Source organism: Tardiphaga sp. 172_B4_N1_3, from assembly GCF_052076035.1.
Classification (GTDB): domain Bacteria; phylum Pseudomonadota; class Alphaproteobacteria; order Rhizobiales; family Xanthobacteraceae; genus Tardiphaga; species Tardiphaga robiniae.
Window position 1 is genome coordinate 5,569,489 of the sequence record NZ_CP197238.1, and the last position, 23,122, is coordinate 5,592,610.

The window sequence follows — 23,122 nt, forward strand, 5'->3', positions numbered from 1 at the left end:
TGCGCGCTTGTCGCAGGCTGAAAGCGTCAGGTCACGCTGGTTTTAGAAGATTGCGTCTTAGAAGATTGCCGATCGAGGCGGTGCAGCGCCGAGCGGAGGTCGTCGAGCATCATCGTGAAATCGCGTTGGAGCGCGACACGACGGCCGACTAGCACATAATCGCTGTGGGGTCGCATGGATAAGACATCGACGCGCTTCACCAGTTCGCGAAGCCTGCGCCGGATACGGTTCCGCTCGGTGGCGGTTCCGTTTTTTTTGGTCACGGTAAAGCCGACCCTGATCGGGCCGTCGTCGTCACGTCGCCGGGTTTGCATCACAAAGGCAGGGCTGTTCACCCGCGGCCCATTGGCAGCGGCGAGAAAGTCCGCCCGCTGCCGTAACCGGTCCATGATGAACTCTCGGAAGAGATCCGATCAGGCGCTGAGGCGCTTGCGGCCACGTGCGCGGCGCGCAGCCAGAACCTTGCGGCCGCCAACGGTCGCCAAGCGAGCGCGGAAGCCGTGACGGCGCTTGCGCACCAATTTGCTGGGTTGATAAGTCCGCTTCACGGGTCGTTCTCCGCTGACCGGGCAATTCGCCGAGTAATTTGAGGTAAGTCCTAAGATGTTGGCTCAACGAGCCATTTCCGGCCCAAAGACGAGCCGCACCCGATCCAAAACCGGGTCATCGCGGACAGTTGGCGGGCTTATACGGGAGCGTCCTGTTTTCGTCAATGTTGCCCTGTAGCGGTGTTCTGATCCGCCAAATTCTTGGAACCATGGGATTAATCCCAATTTCCCGGTGTTTTCAGGTTGTTGGCGGTTGTGAAATTGCTCTATGGCTTAAGCGTGTTCGCTCAGCGGACAAATTTAAGAACTGGTCGCAAACATCATCGTAACAAATCGTCGTTGGACCCGTATCTCTCGATAGTTCAGCGTCAGACCGTGAGATCAGAGGCCAATATTGTGTCTTCGGCCGGCGAAAAGCCCATCGAGCCCGCGTTCAGGCTCGGCCCCATGCGACGGCTGGGGCTGTCGGGCAAGCTGTTGCTGCTCACCATTCCGCTGGTGCTGATTGCCGAAATTCTCATTTATGTGCCCTCGATCGCCAATTTCCGGATCAACAGGCTGAACGACAGGCTGGCCGCGGCCAATACGGCAGCACTGGTGCTGGATGCCGCGCCGCTCGGCATGGTCCCGGAATCGCTGTCGCGACAAATCCTGAGCAGCATCGGCGCCCGTGCGGTGGCCATCAAGATGGGCCAGCAGCGCCGTCTGCTCGCCAGCGCGGATCTGCCGGCGCAGATCGACCATGACATCGATATGCGGTCGATGACGGTGTGGTCGGCGATTGTCGATGCGTTCGAGGTCATGCTGGAAACCGGCGATCAGACGATGCGCATCATCGGGCCGGCGCCCGGCGGGGCGCAATTCATTGAAGTGGTGGTCGATGAGTTACCGCTGCGGCAGGCGATGTATCGCTTTTCCAGCAATCTGTTGTGGGTGTCGCTGGGATTGGCGATTCTCTCTGCGGGGCTGGTCTATCTGGCGCTGCATTATCTTTTCGTGCGGCCGATGCGGAATTTGACGGCCAATCTCGTCGCTTTCCATGAAAACCCCGAGAGCTCGGCGCGGATCATCGTGCCGAGCCAGCGCGCTGACGAAATCGGCGTGGCGGAGCGCGAATTGTCCGACATGCAGCGCGATCTCGTTTCGATGCTGCATCAGAAGAGTCGTCTCGCTGCGCTCGGCCTCGCGGTCTCGAAGATCAATCATGACCTGCGCAATCTGCTTGCGTCGTCACAATTGCTGTCGGATCAGCTCGCCAGCGTGCCCGATCCCCGCGTGCAGCGCTTCGCGCCGAAGCTGATGCGCTCGCTGGAGCGCGCCATCGCCTTCTGCCAGTCGACACTCTCTTATGGCCGCGCGCAGGAAGCTGCCCCCGACCGCAAGATGATTCTCGTTGAACCGGTGGTCAACGAAGTCCGCGAATCGGCCGGGCTCGCGACCGACGTGTCGATCGGCTGGGTCAACGCCATCGAGCGCGGGCTGATGATTGATGCCGATCCCGATCAGTTGTTTCGCATTTTGCTCAATCTGGTCCGCAATGCGGCCCAGGCGCTGGAGGGGCAGCCGCAGAGCGACGTCGCCCCGCAGCAGATCCGCATCACCGGCCGCCGCGAAGGCGCTGTCACCATTCTCGAAGTGTCCGACACCGGCCCAGGCGTCCCGCAGCGGGCGCGCGACCACCTGTTCGAGGCATTTCAGGGCTCGTCCCGCCCCGGCGGTAGTGGGCTGGGCCTCGCGATCGCGGCCGAACTGGTCCGCGCCCATGACGGCGATATTCACCTTGTGGAAGGCACTTTGGGCGCCACCTTCCGGATCAGCCTTCCCGACCGGCCGGTGGAACTGCACAGCATCCGTAACGAACGCGCGCGGGCCTGAGCCGTCTTTTCCGGGTATGTCACGGGAGTGAAATAAGCGGCTCAGGGCGCTTGCCAAGCCGGGCTCGACCCGGTAGCTATGGCCCGCTTTCGCAAACATCGTTTCCGAAACGCATCCGGTGCTGGCGGCTTTGGCCCCACATCGCGGCACGCGCCCGTAGCTCAGCTGGATAGAGCACGTGACTACGAATCACGGGGTCAGAGGTTCGAATCCTTTCGGGCGCGCCATTTCCGCTTCATTTATCGGGCCAAGTTAAGAGCGAGTCTATTAGGCCCAATAAAACCGGCCTTTTCATTTTCGCCCTGAGTCGCTTTTTTCAATAACGGCGAGTCTATATCGATGGATCACGAAAAAGGCCCCGAAGGGGCCTGTGATCGGTCTGCGGCGGTGGCGAGCATCACCCTAGGTACAGATCAATATCCCGTCTATGCCAAGCATAACCTTCCGTCCGATTGGCCGATTGAAAAACTGCAGCAGGCTTGATGTTGAGGAGCGCCAGATTTTTTTGGACGGAACGGGTGGCAAATTTGAAGCGTCGCGCGATGAAATGTGTCGACATGTACTTTTCGGCAAAATCGATGACACTTTTGCCTTCCACCATTCTGCCATATCTCAGGTCGGCTACTTTCAACAGACCTGCCTGGACCAGGCCAATGATGTCGTCATTGTCAACGTCGAGGTAGATCGACACGTCCCTCCGCGACATCTTGTCTGGCACCGGGACCGAGTGATTGGAAATCTTCCTGATGGAAGCGAGGAGGATTTCTTCGCGTACCATGATGCGCGAGAGCAAGGGCTCGGAACCTCCGTGGAAGGAGTACTGCAGGTCTCCGTCGAGACAGAGACGAAGCAGCGGCAGAAGATTTCTACCTCTGCTGCAGGTATCCCTGATCGCGATCAGCAATGGCTTGGCATTGTCAACGTCCTGCTCGATTGCGTTCGCAAGAAGTCGCGCCTCGAGCCTTTCGATCTCGCTCGGGTGAAAGACCGCCGATCGAAACCGTGCGACTGCACCTGCCGCGAGGCAGAAGTGACCCGATTGCACAAGCCCATGCACCACAAACATTGGCAGGCCGGTTATGACCGGGAGTCGGTCGAGCGGCCGTAGCTGACTGCGCTCCTTCAATAGTTGATTCAGTTCGCTTTCGTTGAAAAAGACGGGAGCGTGTTTTGCAGCGTCAGCCTGAACGACTTCAATGTCGCGATGCTTCACGATTGAGGTCAGATAGGCTGGATTGACGCCGGGCTTTCGGACTGCCTCACGGTAGGACAATAGCCGATAACGTGCATTTTCGAGGGCTTCGTAACTAGTCCCAGGCCTAGTTCGTCCGTTTGAGACGTAGAAGTTGTTAGTCGCCGTGCTAACTTCCGCGACGATCCTCGGGGTTGCGCCGTAGTGGACGCCAAAGTCTGCCAACGGGCCGAGTTCTTTCCGCAGACCGTAATAGCCAGCCCGCGAATCCGCAGTTTCTCTCATTAGCTGAACGACAGCGCCCATGCCGTGCGGCCAGTCCATGACCGCGCGTGCAGCCAGCATGAAATTTTCATGCCAGCCTTCGAGTTGAAAAATCTGACCACCACGCAATCCGGTCCGATCGCCAAACCGCTTGAACAGGAAAATTGCAAGCATCGCCACAAGATCGAAGATCTCCCATCCCTTCCATGTCGAGAAGCAATCGGGCACGGTTTTGTCTCTGTTGGACGGGTCAGTCAGGAAACGGGCGACAGACGCATAGATCTTGAAATCCTGATCTTCGAGCATCGGTTGGGGGAAGTTGCGGAGGTCGGTCGTCGGTCCGCAATCTTCGTCGAGGCAGTATTCGCAAAAAGGAATGCCGTAAGCCGTGTTCCAGCCCAGCGATCGTCCGCAGTTCGGGTTGGGACAGGAGGAAACTAGCTTTTCACCACTCTCCGGGCAGTAATGAAGCGGCCTCAACATCCAACTTCCACGATGATACGGCGATATTTGCAATGACGCGGGCGAGACACGCCTCAGAACGGGCTCGCGCATATTCTTTCGAATCGGCTGGCCGAAGTAGCCCACAAATGAGCTTGAGCTCCCTTCAACTCCTACGGGCAAATGAAAACGATGACGCAGTTCATCTTCGCGGCATCCGAAAAATGCGCTTAGCTTCTGAGTATCCGCTGCTTCGCTATTCGACAGAAAGCGGGCACCAAACGTCTTAAAGCCTGCCAGCCCAAGAGCATGGGGCACCGCCGGGTGACCATTTTCGTCGCAAGCTCTAGCGATGAACCCTTGAAGGCTCTCATCGGAAGCCGGGAAAGTAACGACTGGAAAAGCGCTCATTATCATTTGTCCCGCGTGCTCGAGGGGGAACTGGCGGCAGCTGCGAGATCGCTCGGAGTACCCATCAGAACGATCCTAATCGGATTCGCGCTGTCCTTGAACGAGCAGCAAGGCTGTTCGATCGACGGCCCATCGAAAGCTGATGGTCATCAATCGATACTAATCCTACGGACAGCGAGGTAAGGGATGAAGTATCCATGGCAATTCTCCCTAAGCTGCAATCGATCTCGCGTAAGACGCGAACAAATTTTCTTTGAAGCCGAAAATCAGTTTTCCCAATTCGATGGCCGCAGCGAAGTGAACTGGCAGCAAGGTCGTGGCGCCTTGCTCCAAGGCCACTCGCAACGAAGCTTTCATGACGCGCTGCGCTGTTCCCAGCCGGCCCCCGACCTGAGCCGCACTGCGACCGCCATCCGGCTTGTTCAGAGCAACAAATTCCACGCCATGTTGGTGTGCCACGGCCAGAAGGGGCGACGCTGGTTTCTACGGCCGCCTTGCGTCCCGGATCATTGGTTTCCGCGCGACGAATTGGACCGGGAAAGCTATGCGTTCGAGACGCTGTTCGGATCGAAGGTCGAGCAGACCCATCCAAGAAAGATCGGCGCCGACGCTTGGTTCGACCGCCGCGGTGCAGAGCGATATGAAATGCTCGAGCATACCTTTCCGCTGCCGAACGACGAGATTCTCACGCTTCTCACGTTCACAGACGCGGAGATGATGGAAGAGGCAGATTCGTCTTGGTCATACCGCCGCAGATAGAACTTTCAAAGCCTCCCCGGAACGTTTAGTTGCCGCAGCCCGCGAAACCGCGACGGCGCAACTTGCGGATTTCGAACAGTTTGAAGGCATATTCGACGCTGGCCATCAAGCTCCCATGCTCGGGATTTGCGGATCTAGCTCCTCCTGCTCAAGCATCTTAGCGCCATCCTTTGTCAAATACTCGGCAAGCGAGAATATTCCGGACTCTTCCGGACAGCGGGCCGAGGTTCCCTTGGTCGGCGGGGATTTCCCAAACTTCTCAGCGATATCGATACTCATTAGATGTGGGCGAATGAACCTGCCGATTGCTCGTTCGATAGTATGGAAAATCCAGGTGCCGTCAGGGTCGATATCTGACCAGTGAAATACCGGGGTCTCCGGGACAGCGTCGGCGATCTTGCGCAGTGCCTGTTGGGTGGCGAGCGAGGGGTACTCTCCGAAGAATTCGCGAAGCGTTCGCAACCCGGCGCTCGCCATGGGCTGGCTCATGCCGAGCTGGCGCGCCACGGCCGACAGGTTCTGCTCCTTGAACAGCCCGTCGAGCAAAAGCAGCAGGTTGAAGCCAAGCCGATCCGGGCGAGTGACTTTGGCATCACGCACTTTGCTCTCTACACCGACCACATCGACGCATCGGTAGAGTGCTTCGAGAAGGCGGGAGGCACACCACTCACCGCACCGCGTGCTATACCCTGGGACCGAGAAAGGTCCTGGAAACAAGGTTTGCTATTGCCGCATGCCGTGGGGCACGACGATTGAATTCATCACCAAGCCGGACCGCATGGCTTATCATGACCAGACGGATCTCCGCAGGTGGCAGGACGAGGACTGAGCAGGGCGCGAAAATGGGCGCGTATCAGTTAAGAACAACGGATGGCCGCTCATGGCGCAAAGCAGACCTTCGGAAAATTCGGGGGCAGCGAAGTGCCAAATGACACCGGTTACGATTGGCCCGAGTGCAGACTGCCAACGGTTGCTAGGTGCAAAACAAACGCACGCGGGCTTCTTGAGCTACTCTTTACCGTTATGAATTTCGAGGGCTTTGACTGAGTCTTAAAATGCTTTTCCAAACCTATCGTTCCGAGCACAAAACCAACCGCGCGCCCTTCCAGTTCTTGCGCTCTCGGACAACAACCACGTCAATATCCGTTGGCATCGCGCCGTGGTGTGAAATGTAGGCGTGATCCGACCTGCCTCGATACACCCTCAAGTTTGCACGGGGGAAGGCGTGAGCCCTAGCCAGTAAGTGACGGGCAAGGAGTGCTTCGACCTGATCTGCCTTGATCAAGTGCAGAACCTCCATCCGCATTAGTTACCCTTTTTCAGCGTGATGGCTGCTTTGTGCCGAAGATGATGGCACCCTCTTTGAAATCTTGCGGAAAATTCCAGAGGTCGATTTCCCGCTGTCAGTCAGACTTTCATGCGCAACGTCGATCGGGGTCGCTCCAAGCGCGTTCGAAAGTTAAACACGTATTTATTCGGGAAATACATAGAATTTCCTATCTCTTCGATATGGGACCTGTGCGAAGAAAATCTTGAATTTCCAGCGCACGATGATCCCGGAAACGTAGCCCTCGGCTGCCCATCTTGCAGGCTTTGCAATCGCGATTTCCCGATTGATGCGACTGCGGGACCGCGAGCGGCACGCTTTGAGGTTCACAGCAGATGGAGATGGATGATGATTTTCGATCGACAACCCAGGTGTCTCACTGCGGCCTTTGCCGTTGCCGTCGTGCTCTCGTTCGCAGCGCTGAGCTCGCAACCCGCCGAAGCTACGCCACTGCACCGTGACGCGTCGCCGTTCTGTCTGTTGCCAGGCTCATCCAATGGTCCAGGGGGCGCACCGCAGATCTGCGGCTACTATGATTATCAGGAATGTCTGCAGGCCGCGGCCGACATGCACGCCAACTGCGTGGAGAACATCGATTTCCGTGGTAGTTATGAGCGAACGCCCGACGGGTGGCGTGCCCGGTACTGAGCGCCTTCGCGAGCGGCACGGCCCGGTCGATAATAATCTCTGGTGCGGAAAACGAGATCATCTTGAAAAGGGGGGGCCTTGAAACGTCTATCGCTTCTCAAGATGGCGGCAGCAGCGCCGCTCGCCCCGGGGCCGAACTACCGTTCGCGCCCGCCCCACGCGAATGGCACCAGCAGCACGGCAAGCAGCGCCGTTGCTGCCAGCATTGCCCAAGCATCGTTCACGCTCCAGACAAAGGCCGTCTTTTCGATCATGGGCCGGACCAGGGCTTCCATGGCGGGAGTGGGTGGGCCGGAGAGACCGCTTGTCAGCAATGCGGGATCGAGGCCAATGGCCGTTGCCGCTGTGGGGTCTCCCGATAACAACTGCATATGCAACGCAGCGGCGTAGATGTGGGCGCGGCTGTATAGGATGGTGTCAATCAGCGCGATGCCGATCGCGCCGCCCAGATTGCGCATCAGGTTGAACAGGCCGCTCGCTGCCGGCACCTGCGCTTCCGGCAGCGAGCCCAACGTCAGGCGGGTCGGTGGCAACAGGCAGAACATGATGGCGACGCCGCGAACGATCTGTGGCCAGAACATCTGGTTGAAATCGGTGCCGCATGTCTGAAACATGCTGAGGGCGAGTCCGATACCGAACACCGCAAAACCTGCGGCGGTCAGCCAGCGCGCATTGAGTCGCCGTTCCAGCGCGACGGCGATGGGCGACATCGCCAGTTGCGCGGCGCCGGTCACCAGCATCGTCGAACCGATCTGCAGGGCGTCATGACCCCTGACGTAAGCCAGAAAGACCGGGATGAGATAGACCGAGCCGTACAGGCCCACGCCCAGGCAAAAGCTCAACGCGCATCCGATCGCGAATGAGCGGTTTCGGAATGGGCCAAGCTGCACGACAGGATGGGCAGCGCGCAATGTGCGTCGGATGAACAGGCCACCGCAGAGCGCGCTGATTGTGAACAGGCCCGTGCAGGTGACCGACACCCAGCCATCATGGGGGGATTGCTTCAGTCCGATCTCCAGAGTGGCCAGCGACATCGCCATCAGAACCAGCGACCGCCAATCGATTTCCGCAACGTCGCCAAAGTTCAGCTGCTGCCGGGGCAGCAGAGGAGGCGCCACAACGCAAGCGATCAGCCCGGGAACGACATTGATCAGGAACAGCCAGTGCCAGGACCAGGTCTGCGTGATCCAGCCGCCGACCACAGGTCCGACCGTCGGCGCCAGCACCGCCACAATGCCGGCTATCGTCGTGGCAATACCTTGGCTGCGCGGCGGGAACAGCAGGAAGACCGCGGCGAACACCGCCGGGATGAGCGTGCCGCCCGCGAATCCCTGCAGCACACGAAACGACACGAGGGCGGCGAAGGTGCCGCTCGCGGCGCAGCCGATCGACGCCAGCGTGAACAGCGCGAGGGCGGCGGCAAACAGCCAGCGCATCGAGAGCACATGCGTCAGCCAGCCCGTCAGGGGAATGGCTATGATCTCGGCGATCAAATAGGAGGTCTGGACCCAGCTCATCGTCTCCGGGGAGATGGCGAGGGCATTCTGAATGGTCGGCAGCGATGTTGCGACGACCTGAATGTCGAGAATCGCCATGAACATCCCAAGACACATCAGGACAAAGCCGAGCCATGTCCGGGTGTCCGCGAGGGGCAGTTCGGTGCGCAGGGTCGTCATGGGCTTACGAGCGGCGGGGCAGGCAGCACGGCAGGGTCAAGGCCATCCATCGCGCGGGTCAACCGGGTGCGGCGGACGATCGAGCCGATCAGGCCCGGGCCGCGCGTGGCCACGGCGAACATCAAGTTTCGGCTGATGCGATGCCCGGCAAGGCAGGAGACGATGCTCGCCAGCCGGATCGGACCGGCCGTGAGTTTTCGCGCGGCCGCCAGATAGACATCAGGTGAAAGGCCCTCCCGGATATGCGCGACTGCCAGCGCGGCCGATCCAAGGGCGATGGCAAGGCCGTCGCCGGTGAAGGGCGGGATGTGGGCGAGACGGTCGCCGACCCGATAGGCTGCAGCGTTTCGCTCGCGATGAAGATGTCCGCCGCTGGGACAGACCACGGCCTTCGGCTTGTCCCACAGCGGCTCGGCGTCTGCCAGCCGCTCCGCCAGTGCGGGAAGCGCCGCTGCCACATGGTTGCGCAGCGCAAGCCAGCCGGATCCGAACTGGCTCATGGTTTCACCCGGCAGCACCATGCAGAGGTTGGCGATACCTTCTTCGACCAGTTCGATGCCGATATAGCTGGCCTCCAGAAAGTACAGCTCGACCCGGCCCTCGAGCGCTCGGCGAACGTCGGGGGCAGGCCGCAGGTGCATTTTCAACCCGACCTGCGAGCTGTCGCGTGTGTCGTCGATGCCGCGCAGACCCAGCTTGCCGGTGGCCAGTACGAGGTTCCGGCAACTCACCGTATGGCCGTTGTCGCACACGACCAGCCAGCCGGATCCATCGGGTCTCGCCGTTTTCACCGTCACGTCGCGATGCAGGCGTGCGCCGCTGAAATGCGCGTGTCGCAGCAGCGCGGCGTCGAGTCGATAGCGCGACAGCGACAGCCCGCGAAACGGTAGTGCCGAGGTCACGCTGCGGCGCGAGGAATAGAGCGCCACCTCATCGACCGGCACCGCGCCGAGCGCCAGCGGATCGACGCCCAATCGCTGTAACAGCAGCTGTGTCTCGACGCTCAGGAATTCGCCACACACTTTATGCTGGGAGGTCGCTGTGCGCTCGATCAGCATGACGTCGTGGCCATAACTGGCCAGACCGCAGGCCACCGCGCTGCCGGCCGGCCCGCCGCCGATGACGATCGTCTCGACCTGAATCATCGCACACGTCCGATCACGAAGCGGAACAGGAACCATCGCAGGCGCACCGCGCGCGGCGCGATCTCGGCATCGCGTAACCGCGCCGTCCATTCCGCGCGGGTGAGGGCTCTCGCAACCGAGATCCGGCCGTCGTGAATGACAATGGGATGCAGCCGCGTCAGCCAGCCCATCAGGCCGATGAAATGGAACGGCATCCGGTGGCGCTGCAGGTCGTAGATCATCCAGCCGCGTCGCGCGGTCCTCTCCATCCAGCGCAGGAACGTCACTATCATCTCGTCGGACATATGATGCGTGAGCAGGCTACTGACGACGAAGTCAATGGGGGAGGGCGGGATGAAATTGAAGATGTCCATCACCTGATATTCGATATTGAGATCGTTTCCTGTCGCCGACTGCGCGATGCGGACCGTCTCGCGATTGAGATCGAGCCCGATCAGCTTGATCTGCCGGCCGCGCCCGGCGGCCCAGCTGCGGATCGCCCGCAGCAGGTCGCCATAGCCGCAACCGACATCGACGAGTGTGAGCTCGGTGCCTTCAGGTATCCGCTGGATGGCGGCGTCCAGCCAGGCGATCACCGCCCGGTGCCCGAGCATCGCGCCGTTGAAGCGGGCGAGGTCGCGCAGCACAAGTTCGAGCTCTTCCGGACTTGCGCCGGCGCTGTCCAGCCATTCGGCTTCGGTACTTCGCTGCGACAGGTCCGTCGCTGTAGCGTGGGTGGTGCTGAATGTGCTCATGGGGTCAGGCCACGGTTCGGAAAAGCATGGTTTCCGCGATCAGTCCGGGCCCGAACGACATTGCGCACCCGCTGCGGCCGCGTGCGCCCGAACGCATCAGCCGCTCGATCACGAACATGACCGTCGCTGACGACATGTTTCCATAACGGCGCAGCACGTCGCGCGACGCCGCCAGTGCGGTCGGCGCCAGCGCGAAGGCTCGCTCCACCGCGTCGAGAACGGTCCGGCCGCCGGGATGCACCGCCCACAGGTCGATCGCCGCCGCGGGCGCTCCAGCCAGGATCTCATCGGTGCTCCGCCGTAGGCCGTCCTGGATAACGGCCGGAACGCGTCCCGACAAAACCATGTCGAAGCCGGCGTCGCGGATGTTCCATGTGATCAGATCGCGGGTATCGGGAACCAGCATGGCGCGGAAACTGTCGAGCGCGATGCCGGACGGCTCGGCGCTCACAAGGCTTGCCGCACAACCGTCGGCGAACAGCAGGAACGAGAGCATCTGCTCGAGATCGGCGGTTTCCTTGAGATGCAGCGTACAGAGTTCGAGGTTGACGACCAGTACGCGCGCCGACGCTTCGGAGCGGACGATGTGATAGGCCAGCTTCAGCGCGTTGATGGCAGCGTAGCAGCCCATGAAGCCGATCACGGTGCGTTCGACCGTCGTCGGCAGCTCGCAACGCGCGATGAGATCGAGGTCGAGGCCGGGCGCGGAGAAGCCTGTGCAACTGGTGACGATCAGGTGTGTAATGCGGTCACGATCCGCTCCGAGATGCAGGCGATCGACGGCGGCTTGCGCCAGTTCGGGCGCGTGCAGCTCATACTGCTCCATCCGCGTCGCCGTATCGGGAAAACCCCTACGGGCATAGAAGCCGCCGGCATCGAAATGGTCGCCTTCCGGTCGATTGCTCGGCGTAAGGCACGAGAAGCGGTGCTCGATACCGGACTTGTCGGCCATGCGTTCGAACAGCCGCGCCTGACGCGGGTTGGCCAGATGGAGCGTAGACTGTGCGAAGCGGCGAAAGGCGTCATGAACGTCGTAAGGCGGCACAGCCGTTGCGACACGATTGATATAAACTGCTGGCAAGGGAATCCCTCCGTATGCCTCCGCCGAAATGAGCGCCGGCCGATGAAGGTCGAGATAGCGAAGAAAGTCCGCGGAGCGATTAAATTGCGATTTAAGAACGGACCGACGCTCTGCTTCGGTTGCTGCCGGGGATGTCGATCGCAGGTGTCTGGCCGGCAATCGTTGCGCATGGGGCGTCGCTGCGTTGCAGGTTAAATTCGTATTTAATTGAAGAACAGAAGCCTTCCGAAGATGTTGTTGCCATTGGTTCGCCGTCCGGCCGGGGGCGCGTTCCGACGGCTGCTGCATCAGTAAGCGCCGTTCGCAGGTGGGTGGATGCTCGGAATTTTGACGTCGTTCGTTCGACAAGGTGCGATCTCGTTAGGGGTATCGCTGTTGCTTGCCGCAACCGCATTTGCGGTGGCGCGCCCGCCGCACAAGTCGCCGCCGTTTCAACCGGCAGCGATTGAGCGTCGCCCGGCCACTGCAGCCGCGTTCATTGGAGCGAGTCCGCTCGCTCTCAACAGCTGTTCTGCGTCCGACAAAATGGTCGCTGATATCAATCTTCGGCCGATGGCGGACAGGGATCAGGATGTGATTGCGGGATTGGTATCGCGAGGGCCGGACGCAATCGACCTGGCGCAGGCCGTGCTCTGCTACGGACACGAGGAAAAGCTCCGCGGCCTGGCCCGGCAGATCATGGTGACACGGCATACCGATGCCGGAGCAACGCTGTACGCGATCCCGGGATCCTTGGTCCCTGTCGCAGCGGTGAGGCTTGTACCGACCGGATGGACGAAATGACCGAGTTTCGACAAAATGACGACGTTTTCCGCTATGCTACGGCGCGGTCGCACCTTGTCGTGTCTTCAGATCAAACGGTGCCCGAGATACTCCAGATGACCAAGATTCTGCTGATCGAGGACGACAATGAGACCGCCGAGGAACTCGCGGCCGAACTGACGCAGCGCGGCTTCGAGGTCGAACATGCCGCGAACGGCATCGAAGGACTCGACAAGGCTCGCTCCATCAAGCCGGACTTGATGGTCGTCGATCGCATGTTACCGGGAATGGACGGACTCACCATCGTCGAGGCGCTGCGGCATGACCAAATTCGCACGCCCGTACTGATCCTGAGCGCGCTCGGAGCGGTCGATGATCGCGTCCGCGGATTACGTATGGGCGGCGATGACTATCTGACCAAGCCTTTTGCGATAGTCGAACTGGTGGCGAGGATCGAGGCCCTGTTGCGACGTCCGATCGAAACGCGGGAAACCATGTTGCGGGTGGGACCACTCGAACTCGACCTGATCGAACGCACAGCGCGGCGTGGCGAGCGGGAGATCGAATTGCTGCCGCGGGAATTCCGCCTTCTCGAATACATGATGCAGCGTAACGAGCAGCTGCTGACGCGGGCGATGTTGCTGGAGGAGGTCTGGAATTATAAATTCGTCCCGGACACTAATCTTGTCGACGTTCATATGGGGCGGCTGCGGCACAAGGTAGACACGCCGGGCGATCCGCCGATGATCCACAATGTCCGCGGCGCAGGATTTATTCTTCGTGCGCCTTCCTGATTTCGTCCGCACGACGACGTTCCGGTGGACGTCCATCGCGATCGCGCTCTGCATTCTTTTGTTCTCAGCCTTCGTGTACTGGGAGGCTGGCAGTTCGATGCGGGCCGACATGGACGCTTCGATCGCGGAGGCGAGCGAGGCGATCGCTTCGGACGTGCCGGAGCGCAGGGTCATCGCCATCGAGGACCGCCTGGCGGCGGATCCGCGTCGGACCCGGTTGGCCGGTCTGTTCACCGCCGACGGAAAACGGATTGCCGGCAATCTGCGCGATATCCCACCGCAATTGGCGATCGACGCGCGGATTCATGCGACGCAGGTGATCAGGATCGATCCGCATAAGCCGGAGTCGATGTCCGTGCGCGCCATCGGTCGTCGCTTGCCTGACGGCCAAGTGCTGGTCATCGCCCGCCATAGCGGCGAACTCAAGGAACTGGCGGCAGCGATCGGCCGCGCCCTGCTGCTCGGTCTTCCGGTGGCGGGCGCCCTCAGCCTGGCGATCGGTGGTGTGCTCAGCCTGCGGGTGCAGCGTCGTGTCGATGAACTCCATGCGCAGGTCAGGCGTATCATTGATGCCGACCTGCGCGAGCGACTTCCCACGGCCAACCTCGACCACCCCTTCGACAAGCTGGCGATCATCGCCAACGGTATGCTCGACGAGATCGAGGTGTTGGTCACCGAAATGGCGGGGACCGGCAACGAGATCGCGCATGATCTGCGCACGCCGCTGACCCGTGTCCGCGTTGGCCTAGAGCGCGGCCGCGCCAATGCCACGACGGTCGCGGACCTGCAGGCGGTCGCCGACCGTGCGATCGTTGGCGTCGACGAAGTGCTGACCATTATCACCAGCCTGCTGCGTATCCAGGAGATCGAACATTATGGCGACCGCAGGGGGTTCGGCGATGTGGTGCTGGCTGGTTTGCTGCGTGAGGCTTGCGACCTCTACGAACCGATCGCCGAAGACAAGCAGGTCAGCCTACGCGTCGATGCCGACGACGATGCCATTGTCCGATGCGACCGCGATCTGATCCAAGAGGCGATCATCAACCTGGTCGATAACGCGGTCAAGTTCACGCCGCCCCACGGATGCGTCCGGCTGGCTCTGGTACGACGGCCCAGCGATGTCATTATCAGAATATCGGACACAGGACCCGGCATTGGACAAGACGAGCGTGAAGCAGTGTTGCGGCGGTTCTATCGCTCCGACAAGAGTCGCAGGACTGTCGGCACCGGTCTTGGCCTCAGCCTGGTTTCCGCGATCGTCAAGCTGCATGGATTCCGACTGACGTTATCGACCGGTCCCGGCTGCGTCGCGGAGATCGCCTGTCCATTGCCGGAAAGGTGATCTGTCTAAAGGGCATTTTAATCGTCTCGCCGTGTCCGCTCACCATGTTTCGTGGATAGCGCTGTTGCCTCGGCCTTATGGGCTTACGGCAACAGCGGCATCGATGGAAAGGATAAGATCATGAAAGGACGTACATTCAAGGTATTCGCAACAGCTGCGCTGGCATTGAGCCTGCTGGCCACCGCCGCTGATGCACGCGGCGGCGGCGGAGGAGGCGGCCACGGTGGTGGTTTCGGCGGCGGTGGTGGCCATATGGGCGGCTTTGGCGGCGGCTTCGGTGGGGGGCACATGGCGGGCGGCATCGCCGCCGGTCATGTGGGTGGAATCGGCGGCGAGCATCTCGGCGGAATCGGCGGCCGGCGTTTCGCTGGAGGCGGATTCGGATCGCACGCTTTTGCCGGACATCACCTCGTCAGACATACCGGTCGTGGCTTCGGCTTCCCAGGCTACTACGACGATTACGGCTATAGCTGTCCGTATGTTTACGGCCCGCTGCATCCCAACCATTATCCTTGGGTCGCCGGCTGCAGCTGACGAACCGTCCTGCAAGGCATCGCGGGCGTGACGTTGCGGAAGCCACGTCACGCCCGCCTTGTTCGTGCCGCAAGCCGAACCTGAATTCGAATTTATATCCTTAACCTGTAATTTAATGGTTCCCGTGATCGCCGCCGCTATCTTTTCAGGATCGTCCGCAAAGGCCGTGACATCGGCCCCGGACATCGATCAGCAACAGATCAATCATAGCGGAGGGGCTGACATGAATACCGATGGAATGTCGACGGAGTATTCCACACCGGGGTCTGGCCTGGCGGCTCCGATCGGGCTTCGATCGCCCGCGGCAGCCGGCAGCGCCCTGAATTACCGAACCGACATCCGGCGTTTTGCGATGCTCGAGCGCGAGCAGGAATACGTGCTGGCGATACGCTGGCGCGATCACAGCGACCGTGCTGCAGCCGAGCAACTTGTCACCAGCCACCTACGCCTCGCTGCCAAGATGGCCATGAACTATCGTGGTTACGGCCTGCCGCTGTCGGAGATCACGTCGGAGGCCAATCTCGGCCTGATGCAGGCCCTTGACGGGTTCGACCCGGACAAGGGATTCCGCTTCTCCACCTACGCGGTGTGGTGGATCCGTGCGGCGATCCAGGACTACATCCTGCGCTCATGGTCGCTGGTGAAGATCGGCACCACCGCGAGTCAGAAGAAATTGTTTTTCAAGCTACGTTCGGCCAAGAGCAGGATTTCGGCACTGGGAGGCGGCGACTTGCGGCCCGACCAGGTGACCCTGATAGCCACCGATCTGGGCGTGCCCGAGAAGGACGTCGTCGACATGAACCGTCGGCTCGGCGGTGATGCTTCGCTCAACGCACTGGTGCATGATGACGAGGGCGCCGCCGAGTGGCAGGACTATCTGATCGACCAGGCGCCCACACCAGAGCTGATCACGGTCGAGCAGGACGAAATCGATCATCGGCGTCAGGTTCTGGTGCGTGCGATCGACGTACTCAATGCGCGCGAGCGGCACATCTTCGAGGCGCGTTATCTCGCCGACGAGTCGGATACGCTCGAAGACCTCGCGCAGCACTATGGGCTGTCGCGCGAGCGGATCCGCCAGATCGAACAGCGGGCGTTCGAGAAGGTGCAGTCGGCGGCGCGCAAGCTTTCGCACGATCGACGTCACACCCGCGCCCCCGCGCTGGCAACGCATTGAATTGCGGCATTCCGGCGAACGATGACGAATCGCGCAAGCGCGGGAAATCCGTTATGTTGGCGGCCCAAATATCCCTCACGGGCCGCTCACGCGATGAATCTGGCCGAGTTTGCGAGTAGTTCAACCTTCCGCGCCGCCACGGTCGCGGCTGTCGCGCTTTCTTTGTTCGTGCTGGTCCTGTTCGGCTTCATCTATTGGAAGACCGACCGTCTGCTGGTGACCCGTTCCGACCATGTCATCGCCTTGCAGCTGCAAACGGTGGCGGCATTGCCGAATGAAAGCAGGCTCGACGCGCTTCATCTTCAACTCAGCGAGGATTCGCGCGACGTGCATTTCGTCGGCCTGTTCCGGGCGGATGGAAGCCGGGTCGCCGGCAATCTCGAGCGCCCGCCGGCGATGCTGCGGCTGGACGCCACGGTGCAGACCGTCGAGATCATAAGGCCGCGCCCCGCTGGCCCGGAGCAACTAACCGTTCAGGCCATCGGCCAGCAGTTGCCGGACGGCGAAATATTGGTGATCGGCCGCTATGTCGATGAGGCGATTCAGCTGTCGATGGTTGTCAGCCAGGCTCTGGCTCTCGGTCTGATCCCGGCTCTGCTGCTATGCCTCGCGCTGGGCGCACTGCTCAGTCTGCGTGCCGAACGTCGGATCGCCGGAGTTAATGAGCGCATTCAGCGCATCGTGGCGGGTAGTCTGCATGAACGGCTCCCGGTTGATCGCGGCCGCGATCCGTTCACTCAGCTCGCCGCCATGGTCAACAGCATGCTGGACGAGATCGAAACGTTGATCCACACGATTGCCGGAGTCGGCAATGACATCGCGCACGACCTGCGGACCCCGTTGACCCGGGCACGCCTGGCCCTGGAGCGCGGCCGGAACAACGCCAGGACGCTGCCCGAACTGCGATCTGTGGTCGACAAGGCCATCTTGAGCATGGACCAGTCGCTGGCGATTGCCGCAGCGCTGCTGAGGCTGGCCGAGATCGAGAACAGCCGTCGCTCCACCGGATTCGGCAAGGTCGCACTGGAGGAACTGCTGCACGAGGTCCGCGATCTCTATGCGCCGATCGCCGAAGACAAGGGCATCACGCTGCGCACCGATATCGTTCATGCCCCGATCGTCGAGGGCGATCGTGATCTGCTGATGGAAGCGATCGCCAATCTGGTCGATAACGCCGTCAAGTTTACGCCACGGGGTGGGCAGGTCCAGATCACGACCGTGTCCGGCGACGGCGAGAGTATCCTGCGCATCACGGACACCGGCGCGGGGATAAGCGAACACGAGCGGAGTGCGGTGCTGCGGCGGTTCTACCGCTCCGATGCGTTTCGCAAGACACCAGGTCTTGGGCTTGGCCTCACTCTTGTTGCCACGATTGCCAAATTGCACGGCTTTCGGTTGACGATCTTTTCGGGGGCGGGGTGCGTGATCGAAATTGGATTCCCTGACGCTTCCGAGACAAAAGTCTAGATCGCGATCACATCGCCGCGAGATCGCTGTCCGTTGCTCGGTGCGCCGTTTCCTAAATCGTTATTTAGTTGGCCCGCCGCATCGCATCATTATGTCTTCCGAAGACCTAACAGTCGCGCGCCGCTCGATTGCCAATCCGGTCGGGCGTCAAGGAAGGAATAATCCAATGCGTTCAAATCTCATGCCAGTAGCGTCAGCAGTCTTTATCGCGTTGATCGCCATCGCAGCAGATCCGAATGCCGCGATGGCCCGTGAATCCATCGTCGCATCGAAACCCTTGTCGGCTCCGGTGGGGCATGCCCAGCCGACCCCGAATGGCTTTCTGTCAGACGAAGATGCGAATGCGGACGAACAGCAGCGACTTTCGAAGTTCGATGCGCAGCAGCATCTGCTGGACGAGCAGCTCGACAAGTCACTGAACATCTGCCGCTGCTAAGTTTCTGCTTTCATGCGGCGCCCAGGGCGGTCGCAGAATTCTTCCACTGACGGACAATCTGGGAGCGAGCAATGGGCATCGTGCGGTTTGCACTGAGATTTCCGTACACCTATTACGTGGTAGCGGTGCTGATTCTGTTTCTCGGCGGCGTTGCCATCCGCTCGATGCCGACCGACATCTTCCCAGAGATTCGTATTCCCGTCGTAACGGTGATCTGGAGCTATACGGGTCTCTCGACACCTGAGATGGAAGATCGGGTCTCGACCTACAGCCAGTACTCCATCAGCGCCAACGTCAATGGCATCAAGAATATCGAAGCACAGACTCTGAACGGGCTCTCGATTCAGAAGATCTACTTCCAACCCGACGTCAATCTCGACCTCGCAATTTCGCAGATCGTTTCGGCTACAAATGCGATCCGTGCGCTGATGCCGCCCGGCATCCAGCCGCCAATCGTGGTGCAGTTCAATGCCTCCAGCGTTCCGGTGCTGCAGCTCAGCCTCAACTCCGATACGCTGAATGAACAGCAGTTGTATGATTTCGGCATCTACAGGGTCCGGCAACAGCTGGCGCCGGTGCATGGCGTGACGCTCCCTACCCCGGCTGGCGGCAAGTATCGCCAGATTATGGTTGATCTCGACCCTGACAAGCTACTGTCGCGCGGACTGACGCCGCTCGATGTCGTCAACGCGGTCAACACTCAGAACCTGACGCTGCCGACCGGAACCGCCAAGATCGGTGACAAGGAGTATACGATGCGTACAAACGCGACGCCCGCAAGCATCGCTGACCTCAACATGATCCCGGTCAAGTTTGTCAACGGCGCGACGATCTTTCTGAAGGATGTTGCCCAGGTTCGCGACGCGTCGGCAGTGCAGCAAAATATCGTGCGCCAGGACGGCCGGCGTTCGGTGCTGTTGAGTATCATCAAGAACGGCAACGCCTCGACGCTGACCGTGGTCAACGCAGTCAAGGACGTGCTTAAACAGGCGCGGGCAGCAGCGCCTGCCGGGTTAAAAATTAACGAATTGTTCGATCAGTCTGTATTCGTCAAGTCATCGGTGACGGGCGTGCTGCACGAAGGCGCGATCGCCGCCGGCCTGACGGCGCTGATGATCCTGCTCTTCCTGGGATCGTGGCGTTCAACACTTGTGGTGATGATCTCGATCCCGCTGGCGATCTTGTCGTCGCTCGTGGTGTTATATTTCCTCGGCGAGACGCTCAACACGATGACGCTCGGCGGCCTCGCGCTCGCGGTCGGCATTCTGGTCGATGATTCCACGGTGACGATCGAGAATACGCATCGGCTACTGACCGAGGAGCACATGACGCTGCCGGACGCGACCCTGCATGGCGCAGCCGGCATCGCGATCCCGACGCTAGTCTCGACGCTGGCTATAAGTTGCGTCTTCACCTCGGTAGTGTTCCTCGATGGCCCCGCGAAATATCTGTTCACGCCGCTTGGCCTGGCGGTCGTATTCGCCATGCTGGCATCCTACGGCCTGTCGCGGACGCTCACCCCGATTACTATCGGGCTGCTGCTGCGGTACGAAAAGCACGGCCCGGACGATGGTCATCCGAAGGGGCTGTTCGCGCGGCTGTCGGGTGCGTTCGAGCGCGGCTTCGAGCGGATGCGTACTGGCTACGTCGCGCTGCTGACCCAGTTGCTCAAGAACCGCGTCGCCGTGCCGGTGGCTGCAGTGCTGATCATCGGTCTCGGCGGCGTCATGTTGGTCTCGGTCGGCCGCGATTTCTTCCCGTTGATCGACGGCGGCGAGATCCAGCTCCACGTTCGTGCCCCCGCCGGCACGCGGATCGACGCCACCGAAAAAATCTTTCAGCAGGTAGAGGACAAGATCCGCCAGATCGTTCCGGTGAGCGAGCGCAGTCTGATCGTCGACAATATTGGCCTGCCTGCCCGACCCTATAATCTTGCCTTTACCGACGGCTCAACCATCGGTGTCAATGACGGCATTATCCAGGTGGAGCTCAAAGAAGGTCACAAGCCGACCGCTGACTACGTTCGCAAGCTGCGCGAGGTGCTGCCTGCGGCATTCCCCGACGATGTGTTCTACTTCCAGGCTGCCGATATCGTAACGCAGATTTTGAATTTCGGGCTGCCGGCGCAGATCGACGTCCGAACCGTAGGCTACGATCCTGGTGACCTTGCTATCGCGCAGAAGCTGCGGGAGCGCATCGCGGCGATCCCCGGCATTGTCGATGCGCATCTTCAGCAGGAAACTGACGCGCCGTCATTTTATACCGAGATCGACCGTACCCGCGCGGCGCAGCTGGGACTCAATGCCAGTACGATTGCGACGAATATCAATGTCAGCCTGAGTTCCTCGTCGCAGGTGTCGCCGAACTTCTGGACCGATCCGACATCTGGCATTCCCTATTATCTCGCCGTGCAGACACCCGAATACCGAGTCAATTCGCTCAACGCCTACGGCAATACGCCGGTGTCGAGCACGCTGACCGTCGGCGGCCAGCCGGTGCCGGGAATGCTCAGCAACGTCGCGACCTTCAAGCGCGAGCCGCTGCCCACCAACCTGAACCAGGCCAACGTGCAGCCGGTTTACGACGTCTATGCCAGCGCACAGGGCCGCGATCTCGGGGCGATCTCCGCCGACATCAACAAGGTAACGGCCGATTTGCAGAAGGAGATGAAGCCCGGAAACAGCATTGTCGTACTGGGGCAGATCCAGAGCATGAACGATGCCTTCGTCAACCTCGGTATCGGTTTGCTGTTCGCGGCTGTGTTCGTCTACCTCCTGATGGTGGTGAACTACCAGAACTTCAGCGATCCCTTCGTCGTAATGTTGGCGTTGCCGGCGACCCTGGCCGGCATCGTCACCATGCTGTTCATCACAGGTACCACCCTGAACGTGCCGTCGATGATGGGCGCGATCATGGCGGTCGGCGTCGCGTCGGCGAATTCGATCCTGTTGGTTACCTTCGCGCGCGAGCAGCAACTCGCAGGCCATTCTGCGTTCGAGGCCGCAATCAGCGCTGGCCACACCCGGATCCGGCCGGTGCTGATGACCGCGGCGGCGATGATCGTCGGCATGATTCCGATGGCGATCGGCAGTGCCGGGGAGGAACAGAATGCAGCGCTCGCCCGTGCGGTGATCGGCGGATTACTGTTTGCGACGCCGACCACGCTTTTGATCGTGCCGTATTTGTTTTCGCTGTTGCGCAAACGCGTCGACGGCCAGCCGCAACACGGCGTCTTTGAGGAGGCAAGTTCATGACCGGGATTCAGAGGTTGCATGAGGCGCGGACGCAAGAAGAGCCGTCCGTGGTAAATCGGCAGGCGGATCCGCCGCCGGTGCGGCCTCGTTCCAAGGCCCGACTGATGCTGGTTCTGGCGGTTCTGTTGTTACTCGGCAGTGGTCTCAGCTTCGGCTTCTGGCGGCATGAGCAGGCGCAGCAGGCCGTTGCGGACGCAGCAAAGGAACTCCGCGATCTGGTCCCGGACGTTAAGGTCGCGGTTATCAGCGACAGCACCGGCAGCAACGACATCTCACTGCCGGCCACCACCACGGCGTTCGAAGCGGCGAATATCTTTGCCCGAACCAGCGGCTATGTTGAAAAACGCTATGTAGACATTGGCGATCGGGTCAAGGCTGGCGACCTTTTGGCCGAGATCACCGCGCCGGAACTCGATCACCAGATCACTCAGGCTCAGGCCACGCTGAAACAGAACCAGGCTGCGTTGCAGCAGACCCAGGCCAGCCGCGATCTGGCGGACGCCACCAACGGCCGTGACAGCAGGCTCGTGAAACAGGGCTGGCTGACGCTGCAGCAGGGCGACAACGACCGGCTGACGCTGGCAGCCCAGCAGGCGGCGGTCGGAGTCGCGCAGTCCAACATCGCCGCGCAAGAGGCGCAAATTCGAATACTCACGCAGGAGAAGGCTTATCAGCGCGTGATCGCGCCGTTTGACGGCGTCATCACCCAGCGCAATATCGATAACGGCAGCCTAGTTCAGTCCGGATCCACGTTTATGTATACGCTGATGCACAGCAATGTCATCCGCGTTCAGCTATTCGTGCCGCAGGACGCGGCGTTCGGTGTGACTCCCGGCGTGAAAGCGAGCGTCCACGTCCCGGAAATTCCCAATCAGGTGTTTGACGGCACGGTCACGCGGATCGCTTCTGCGTTGCAGCCCGGCAGCCGGACGTTGTTGACCGAAGTCGACATCCCCAACCCGGACGGGGCGCTCAGCCCGGGCGTCTATTGCACCGTGGATCTGCATGTTCCTCGCAAGACGTCTGCTTTTATCGTGCCCGCAGATGCTGTGATCTTCAACGCCGATGGCACGCAAGTGGCCGTTGTGGAGAATGGCATCGTCCATATGCACAAGATCACCATCGCGCGCGACTTCGGCACCTCCGTCGAAGTACGCAATGGCATCAAGGCCGGCGACCAGGTGGTGCTGAATCCCATGGTGAATCTGGCCGAAGGTCAGAAGGTGAAGGCCCACAAGCAGGCGGCGTGAGCAAG

At 60.6% G+C, this 23,122-nt stretch carries 19 protein-coding genes, 1 tRNA gene and 1 pseudogene; 13 read left to right on the top strand and 8 right to left on the bottom strand.

Annotated elements, in window-relative coordinates; translation table 11 throughout:
* Window positions 1–26: 26 nt before the first annotated feature.
* Both rnpA and rpmH read right to left on the bottom strand, forming a co-directional pair.
* Window positions 27–389 carry a ribonuclease P protein component gene (gene rnpA / locus AB7783_RS26325; RefSeq protein ID WP_089262790.1) on the bottom strand — a complete coding sequence of 121 codons (363 nt, stop codon included), beginning with the start codon at window positions 387–389 and terminating at the stop codon, window positions 27–29.
* Window positions 390–413: 24 nt separating this feature from the next.
* Window positions 414–548: a 50S ribosomal protein L34 gene (gene rpmH, locus AB7783_RS26330; RefSeq protein WP_011471298.1), complete on the bottom strand. Its 135-nt coding sequence runs from the start codon at window positions 546–548 to the stop codon at window positions 414–416.
* A gap of 447 nt (window positions 549–995) precedes the next feature.
* On the opposite strand from rpmH, the gene AB7783_RS26335 reads away from it, so the two are divergent.
* On the top strand, window positions 996–2,423 hold the full coding sequence (locus tag AB7783_RS26335; protein ID WP_175368586.1) for an ATP-binding protein: 1,428 nt from the start codon (window positions 996–998) through the stop codon (window positions 2,421–2,423).
* Window positions 2,424–2,573: 150 nt separating this feature from the next.
* Window positions 2,574–2,650, top strand: a tRNA-Arg gene (locus tag AB7783_RS26340).
* Window positions 2,651–2,820: 170 nt separating this feature from the next.
* Here AB7783_RS26340 and AB7783_RS26345 read toward each other — a convergent pair.
* Window positions 2,821–4,731 (bottom strand): hypothetical protein, encoded by a 1,911-nt coding sequence (locus AB7783_RS26345; protein ID WP_441279204.1) that lies wholly within the window; start codon window positions 4,729–4,731, stop codon window positions 2,821–2,823.
* 186 nt (window positions 4,732–4,917) lie between these two features.
* On the opposite strand from AB7783_RS26345, the gene AB7783_RS26350 reads away from it, so the two are divergent.
* Window positions 4,918–5,490 carry a hypothetical protein gene (locus AB7783_RS26350; protein ID WP_441279205.1) on the top strand — a complete coding sequence of 191 codons (573 nt, stop codon included), beginning with the start codon at window positions 4,918–4,920 and terminating at the stop codon, window positions 5,488–5,490.
* A gap of 105 nt (window positions 5,491–5,595) precedes the next feature.
* Here AB7783_RS26350 and AB7783_RS26355 read toward each other — a convergent pair whose 3' ends face one another.
* Window positions 5,596–5,979, bottom strand: a complete 384-nt coding sequence (locus tag AB7783_RS26355; RefSeq protein WP_441279206.1) for a Wadjet anti-phage system protein JetD domain-containing protein — start codon at window positions 5,977–5,979, stop codon at window positions 5,596–5,598.
* Window positions 5,980–6,057: 78 nt separating this feature from the next.
* Here AB7783_RS26355 and AB7783_RS26360 point away from each other — a divergent pair.
* Together AB7783_RS26360 and AB7783_RS26365 are read left to right on the top strand one after the other, a co-directional pair.
* Window positions 6,058–6,319 (top strand): annotated as a pseudogene (locus AB7783_RS26360) (VOC family protein); the annotation flags it as partial.
* An 846-nt stretch (window positions 6,320–7,165) separates the two neighbouring features.
* Window positions 7,166–7,465 carry a DUF3551 domain-containing protein gene (locus tag AB7783_RS26365; RefSeq protein WP_414716852.1) on the top strand — a complete coding sequence of 100 codons (300 nt, stop codon included), beginning with the start codon at window positions 7,166–7,168 and terminating at the stop codon, window positions 7,463–7,465.
* A gap of 137 nt (window positions 7,466–7,602) precedes the next feature.
* On the opposite strand, the gene AB7783_RS26370 is transcribed toward AB7783_RS26365, so the two are convergent.
* Genes AB7783_RS26370 through AB7783_RS26385 form a run of 4 tightly spaced genes read right to left on the bottom strand, consistent with a single transcriptional unit; the run spans window position 7,603 to window position 12,101 of the window.
* Window positions 7,603–9,141: a DHA2 family efflux MFS transporter permease subunit gene (locus AB7783_RS26370; RefSeq protein ID WP_441279207.1), complete on the bottom strand. Its 1,539-nt coding sequence runs from the start codon at window positions 9,139–9,141 to the stop codon at window positions 7,603–7,605.
* Window positions 9,138–10,286 carry an NAD(P)/FAD-dependent oxidoreductase gene (locus AB7783_RS26375; protein ID WP_441279208.1) on the bottom strand — a complete coding sequence of 383 codons (1,149 nt, stop codon included), beginning with the start codon at window positions 10,284–10,286 and terminating at the stop codon, window positions 9,138–9,140. Before AB7783_RS26375 ends, AB7783_RS26370 begins: the two co-directional genes overlap by 4 nt.
* Window positions 10,283–11,020, bottom strand: coding sequence for a methyltransferase domain-containing protein (locus AB7783_RS26380; RefSeq protein WP_441279209.1), 738 nt, complete (start codon window positions 11,018–11,020; stop codon window positions 10,283–10,285). Before AB7783_RS26380 ends, AB7783_RS26375 begins: the two co-directional genes overlap by 4 nt.
* 4 nt (window positions 11,021–11,024) lie before the next feature.
* Window positions 11,025–12,101: a type III polyketide synthase gene (locus AB7783_RS26385; protein ID WP_441279210.1), complete on the bottom strand. Its 1,077-nt coding sequence runs from the start codon at window positions 12,099–12,101 to the stop codon at window positions 11,025–11,027.
* Window positions 12,102–12,979: 878 nt separating this feature from the next.
* Between AB7783_RS26385 and AB7783_RS26390 the strand changes: the two genes are divergently transcribed.
* The 8 genes from AB7783_RS26390 (at window position 12,980) to AB7783_RS26425 (ending at window position 23,117) form a co-directional block, all read left to right on the top strand.
* Entirely contained in the window at window positions 12,980–13,657 is a 678-nt protein-coding gene (locus AB7783_RS26390; protein ID WP_089267551.1) for a response regulator transcription factor, read from the top strand.
* Window positions 13,617–14,999 (top strand): ATP-binding protein, encoded by a 1,383-nt coding sequence (locus AB7783_RS26395; RefSeq protein ID WP_441279211.1) that lies wholly within the window; start codon window positions 13,617–13,619, stop codon window positions 14,997–14,999. The genes AB7783_RS26390 and AB7783_RS26395 overlap by 41 nt, the downstream gene beginning before the upstream one ends.
* A 120-nt stretch (window positions 15,000–15,119) precedes the next feature.
* Window positions 15,120–15,533, top strand: a complete 414-nt coding sequence (locus AB7783_RS26400) for a hypothetical protein (protein WP_199712136.1) — start codon at window positions 15,120–15,122, stop codon at window positions 15,531–15,533.
* Between the two features lie 223 nt (window positions 15,534–15,756).
* Window positions 15,757–16,710 carry an RNA polymerase sigma factor RpoH gene (gene rpoH / locus AB7783_RS26405; protein WP_441279212.1) on the top strand — a complete coding sequence of 318 codons (954 nt, stop codon included), beginning with the start codon at window positions 15,757–15,759 and terminating at the stop codon, window positions 16,708–16,710.
* A gap of 21 nt (window positions 16,711–16,731) precedes the next feature.
* Window positions 16,732–18,177: a sensor histidine kinase gene (locus tag AB7783_RS26410; protein ID WP_441279213.1), complete on the top strand. Its 1,446-nt coding sequence runs from the start codon at window positions 16,732–16,734 to the stop codon at window positions 18,175–18,177.
* A 91-nt stretch (window positions 18,178–18,268) separates the two neighbouring features.
* Window positions 18,269–18,613, top strand: a complete 345-nt coding sequence (locus AB7783_RS26415) for a hypothetical protein (RefSeq protein ID WP_441279214.1) — start codon at window positions 18,269–18,271, stop codon at window positions 18,611–18,613.
* Between the two features lie 71 nt (window positions 18,614–18,684).
* Window positions 18,685–21,867: an efflux RND transporter permease subunit gene (locus tag AB7783_RS26420; protein ID WP_441279215.1), complete on the top strand. Its 3,183-nt coding sequence runs from the start codon at window positions 18,685–18,687 to the stop codon at window positions 21,865–21,867.
* Complete coding sequence (locus AB7783_RS26425; RefSeq protein WP_089267546.1) at window positions 21,864–23,117, top strand: efflux RND transporter periplasmic adaptor subunit; 1,254 nt, start codon at window positions 21,864–21,866, stop codon at window positions 23,115–23,117. The genes AB7783_RS26420 and AB7783_RS26425 overlap by 4 nt, the downstream gene beginning before the upstream one ends.
* Window positions 23,118–23,122: the final 5 nt, after the last annotated feature.

Coding starts and splice junctions, on each gene's coding strand:
- AB7783_RS26400 (WP_199712136.1), top strand. CDS start 15,120: ATGAAAGGACGTACATTCAAGGTATTCGCAACAGCTGCGCTGGCATTG.
- AB7783_RS26395 (WP_441279211.1), top strand. CDS start 13,617: ATGTCCGCGGCGCAGGATTTATTCTTCGTGCGCCTTCCTGATTTCGTC.
- AB7783_RS26335 (WP_175368586.1), top strand. CDS start 996: ATGCGACGGCTGGGGCTGTCGGGCAAGCTGTTGCTGCTCACCATTCCG.
- AB7783_RS26365 (WP_414716852.1), top strand. CDS start 7,166: ATGATTTTCGATCGACAACCCAGGTGTCTCACTGCGGCCTTTGCCGTT.
- AB7783_RS26345 (WP_441279204.1), bottom strand. CDS start 4,731: ATGAGCGCTTTTCCAGTCGTTACTTTCCCGGCTTCCGATGAGAGCCTT.
- AB7783_RS26350 (WP_441279205.1), top strand. CDS start 4,918: ATGAAGTATCCATGGCAATTCTCCCTAAGCTGCAATCGATCTCGCGTA.
- AB7783_RS26415 (WP_441279214.1), top strand. CDS start 18,269: ATGTCTTCCGAAGACCTAACAGTCGCGCGCCGCTCGATTGCCAATCCG.
- AB7783_RS26410 (WP_441279213.1), top strand. CDS start 16,732: ATGACGAATCGCGCAAGCGCGGGAAATCCGTTATGTTGGCGGCCCAAA.
- AB7783_RS26420 (WP_441279215.1), top strand. CDS start 18,685: ATGGGCATCGTGCGGTTTGCACTGAGATTTCCGTACACCTATTACGTG.
- AB7783_RS26380 (WP_441279209.1), bottom strand. CDS start 11,020: ATGAGCACATTCAGCACCACCCACGCTACAGCGACGGACCTGTCGCAG.
- AB7783_RS26390 (WP_089267551.1), top strand. CDS start 12,980: ATGACCAAGATTCTGCTGATCGAGGACGACAATGAGACCGCCGAGGAA.
- AB7783_RS26370 (WP_441279207.1), bottom strand. CDS start 9,141: ATGACGACCCTGCGCACCGAACTGCCCCTCGCGGACACCCGGACATGG.
- AB7783_RS26375 (WP_441279208.1), bottom strand. CDS start 10,286: ATGATTCAGGTCGAGACGATCGTCATCGGCGGCGGGCCGGCCGGCAGC.
- AB7783_RS26425 (WP_089267546.1), top strand. CDS start 21,864: ATGACCGGGATTCAGAGGTTGCATGAGGCGCGGACGCAAGAAGAGCCG.
- rpoH (WP_441279212.1), top strand. CDS start 15,757: ATGAATACCGATGGAATGTCGACGGAGTATTCCACACCGGGGTCTGGC.
- rnpA (WP_089262790.1), bottom strand. CDS start 389: ATGGACCGGTTACGGCAGCGGGCGGACTTTCTCGCCGCTGCCAATGGG.
- AB7783_RS26355 (WP_441279206.1), bottom strand. CDS start 5,979: ATGAGCCAGCCCATGGCGAGCGCCGGGTTGCGAACGCTTCGCGAATTC.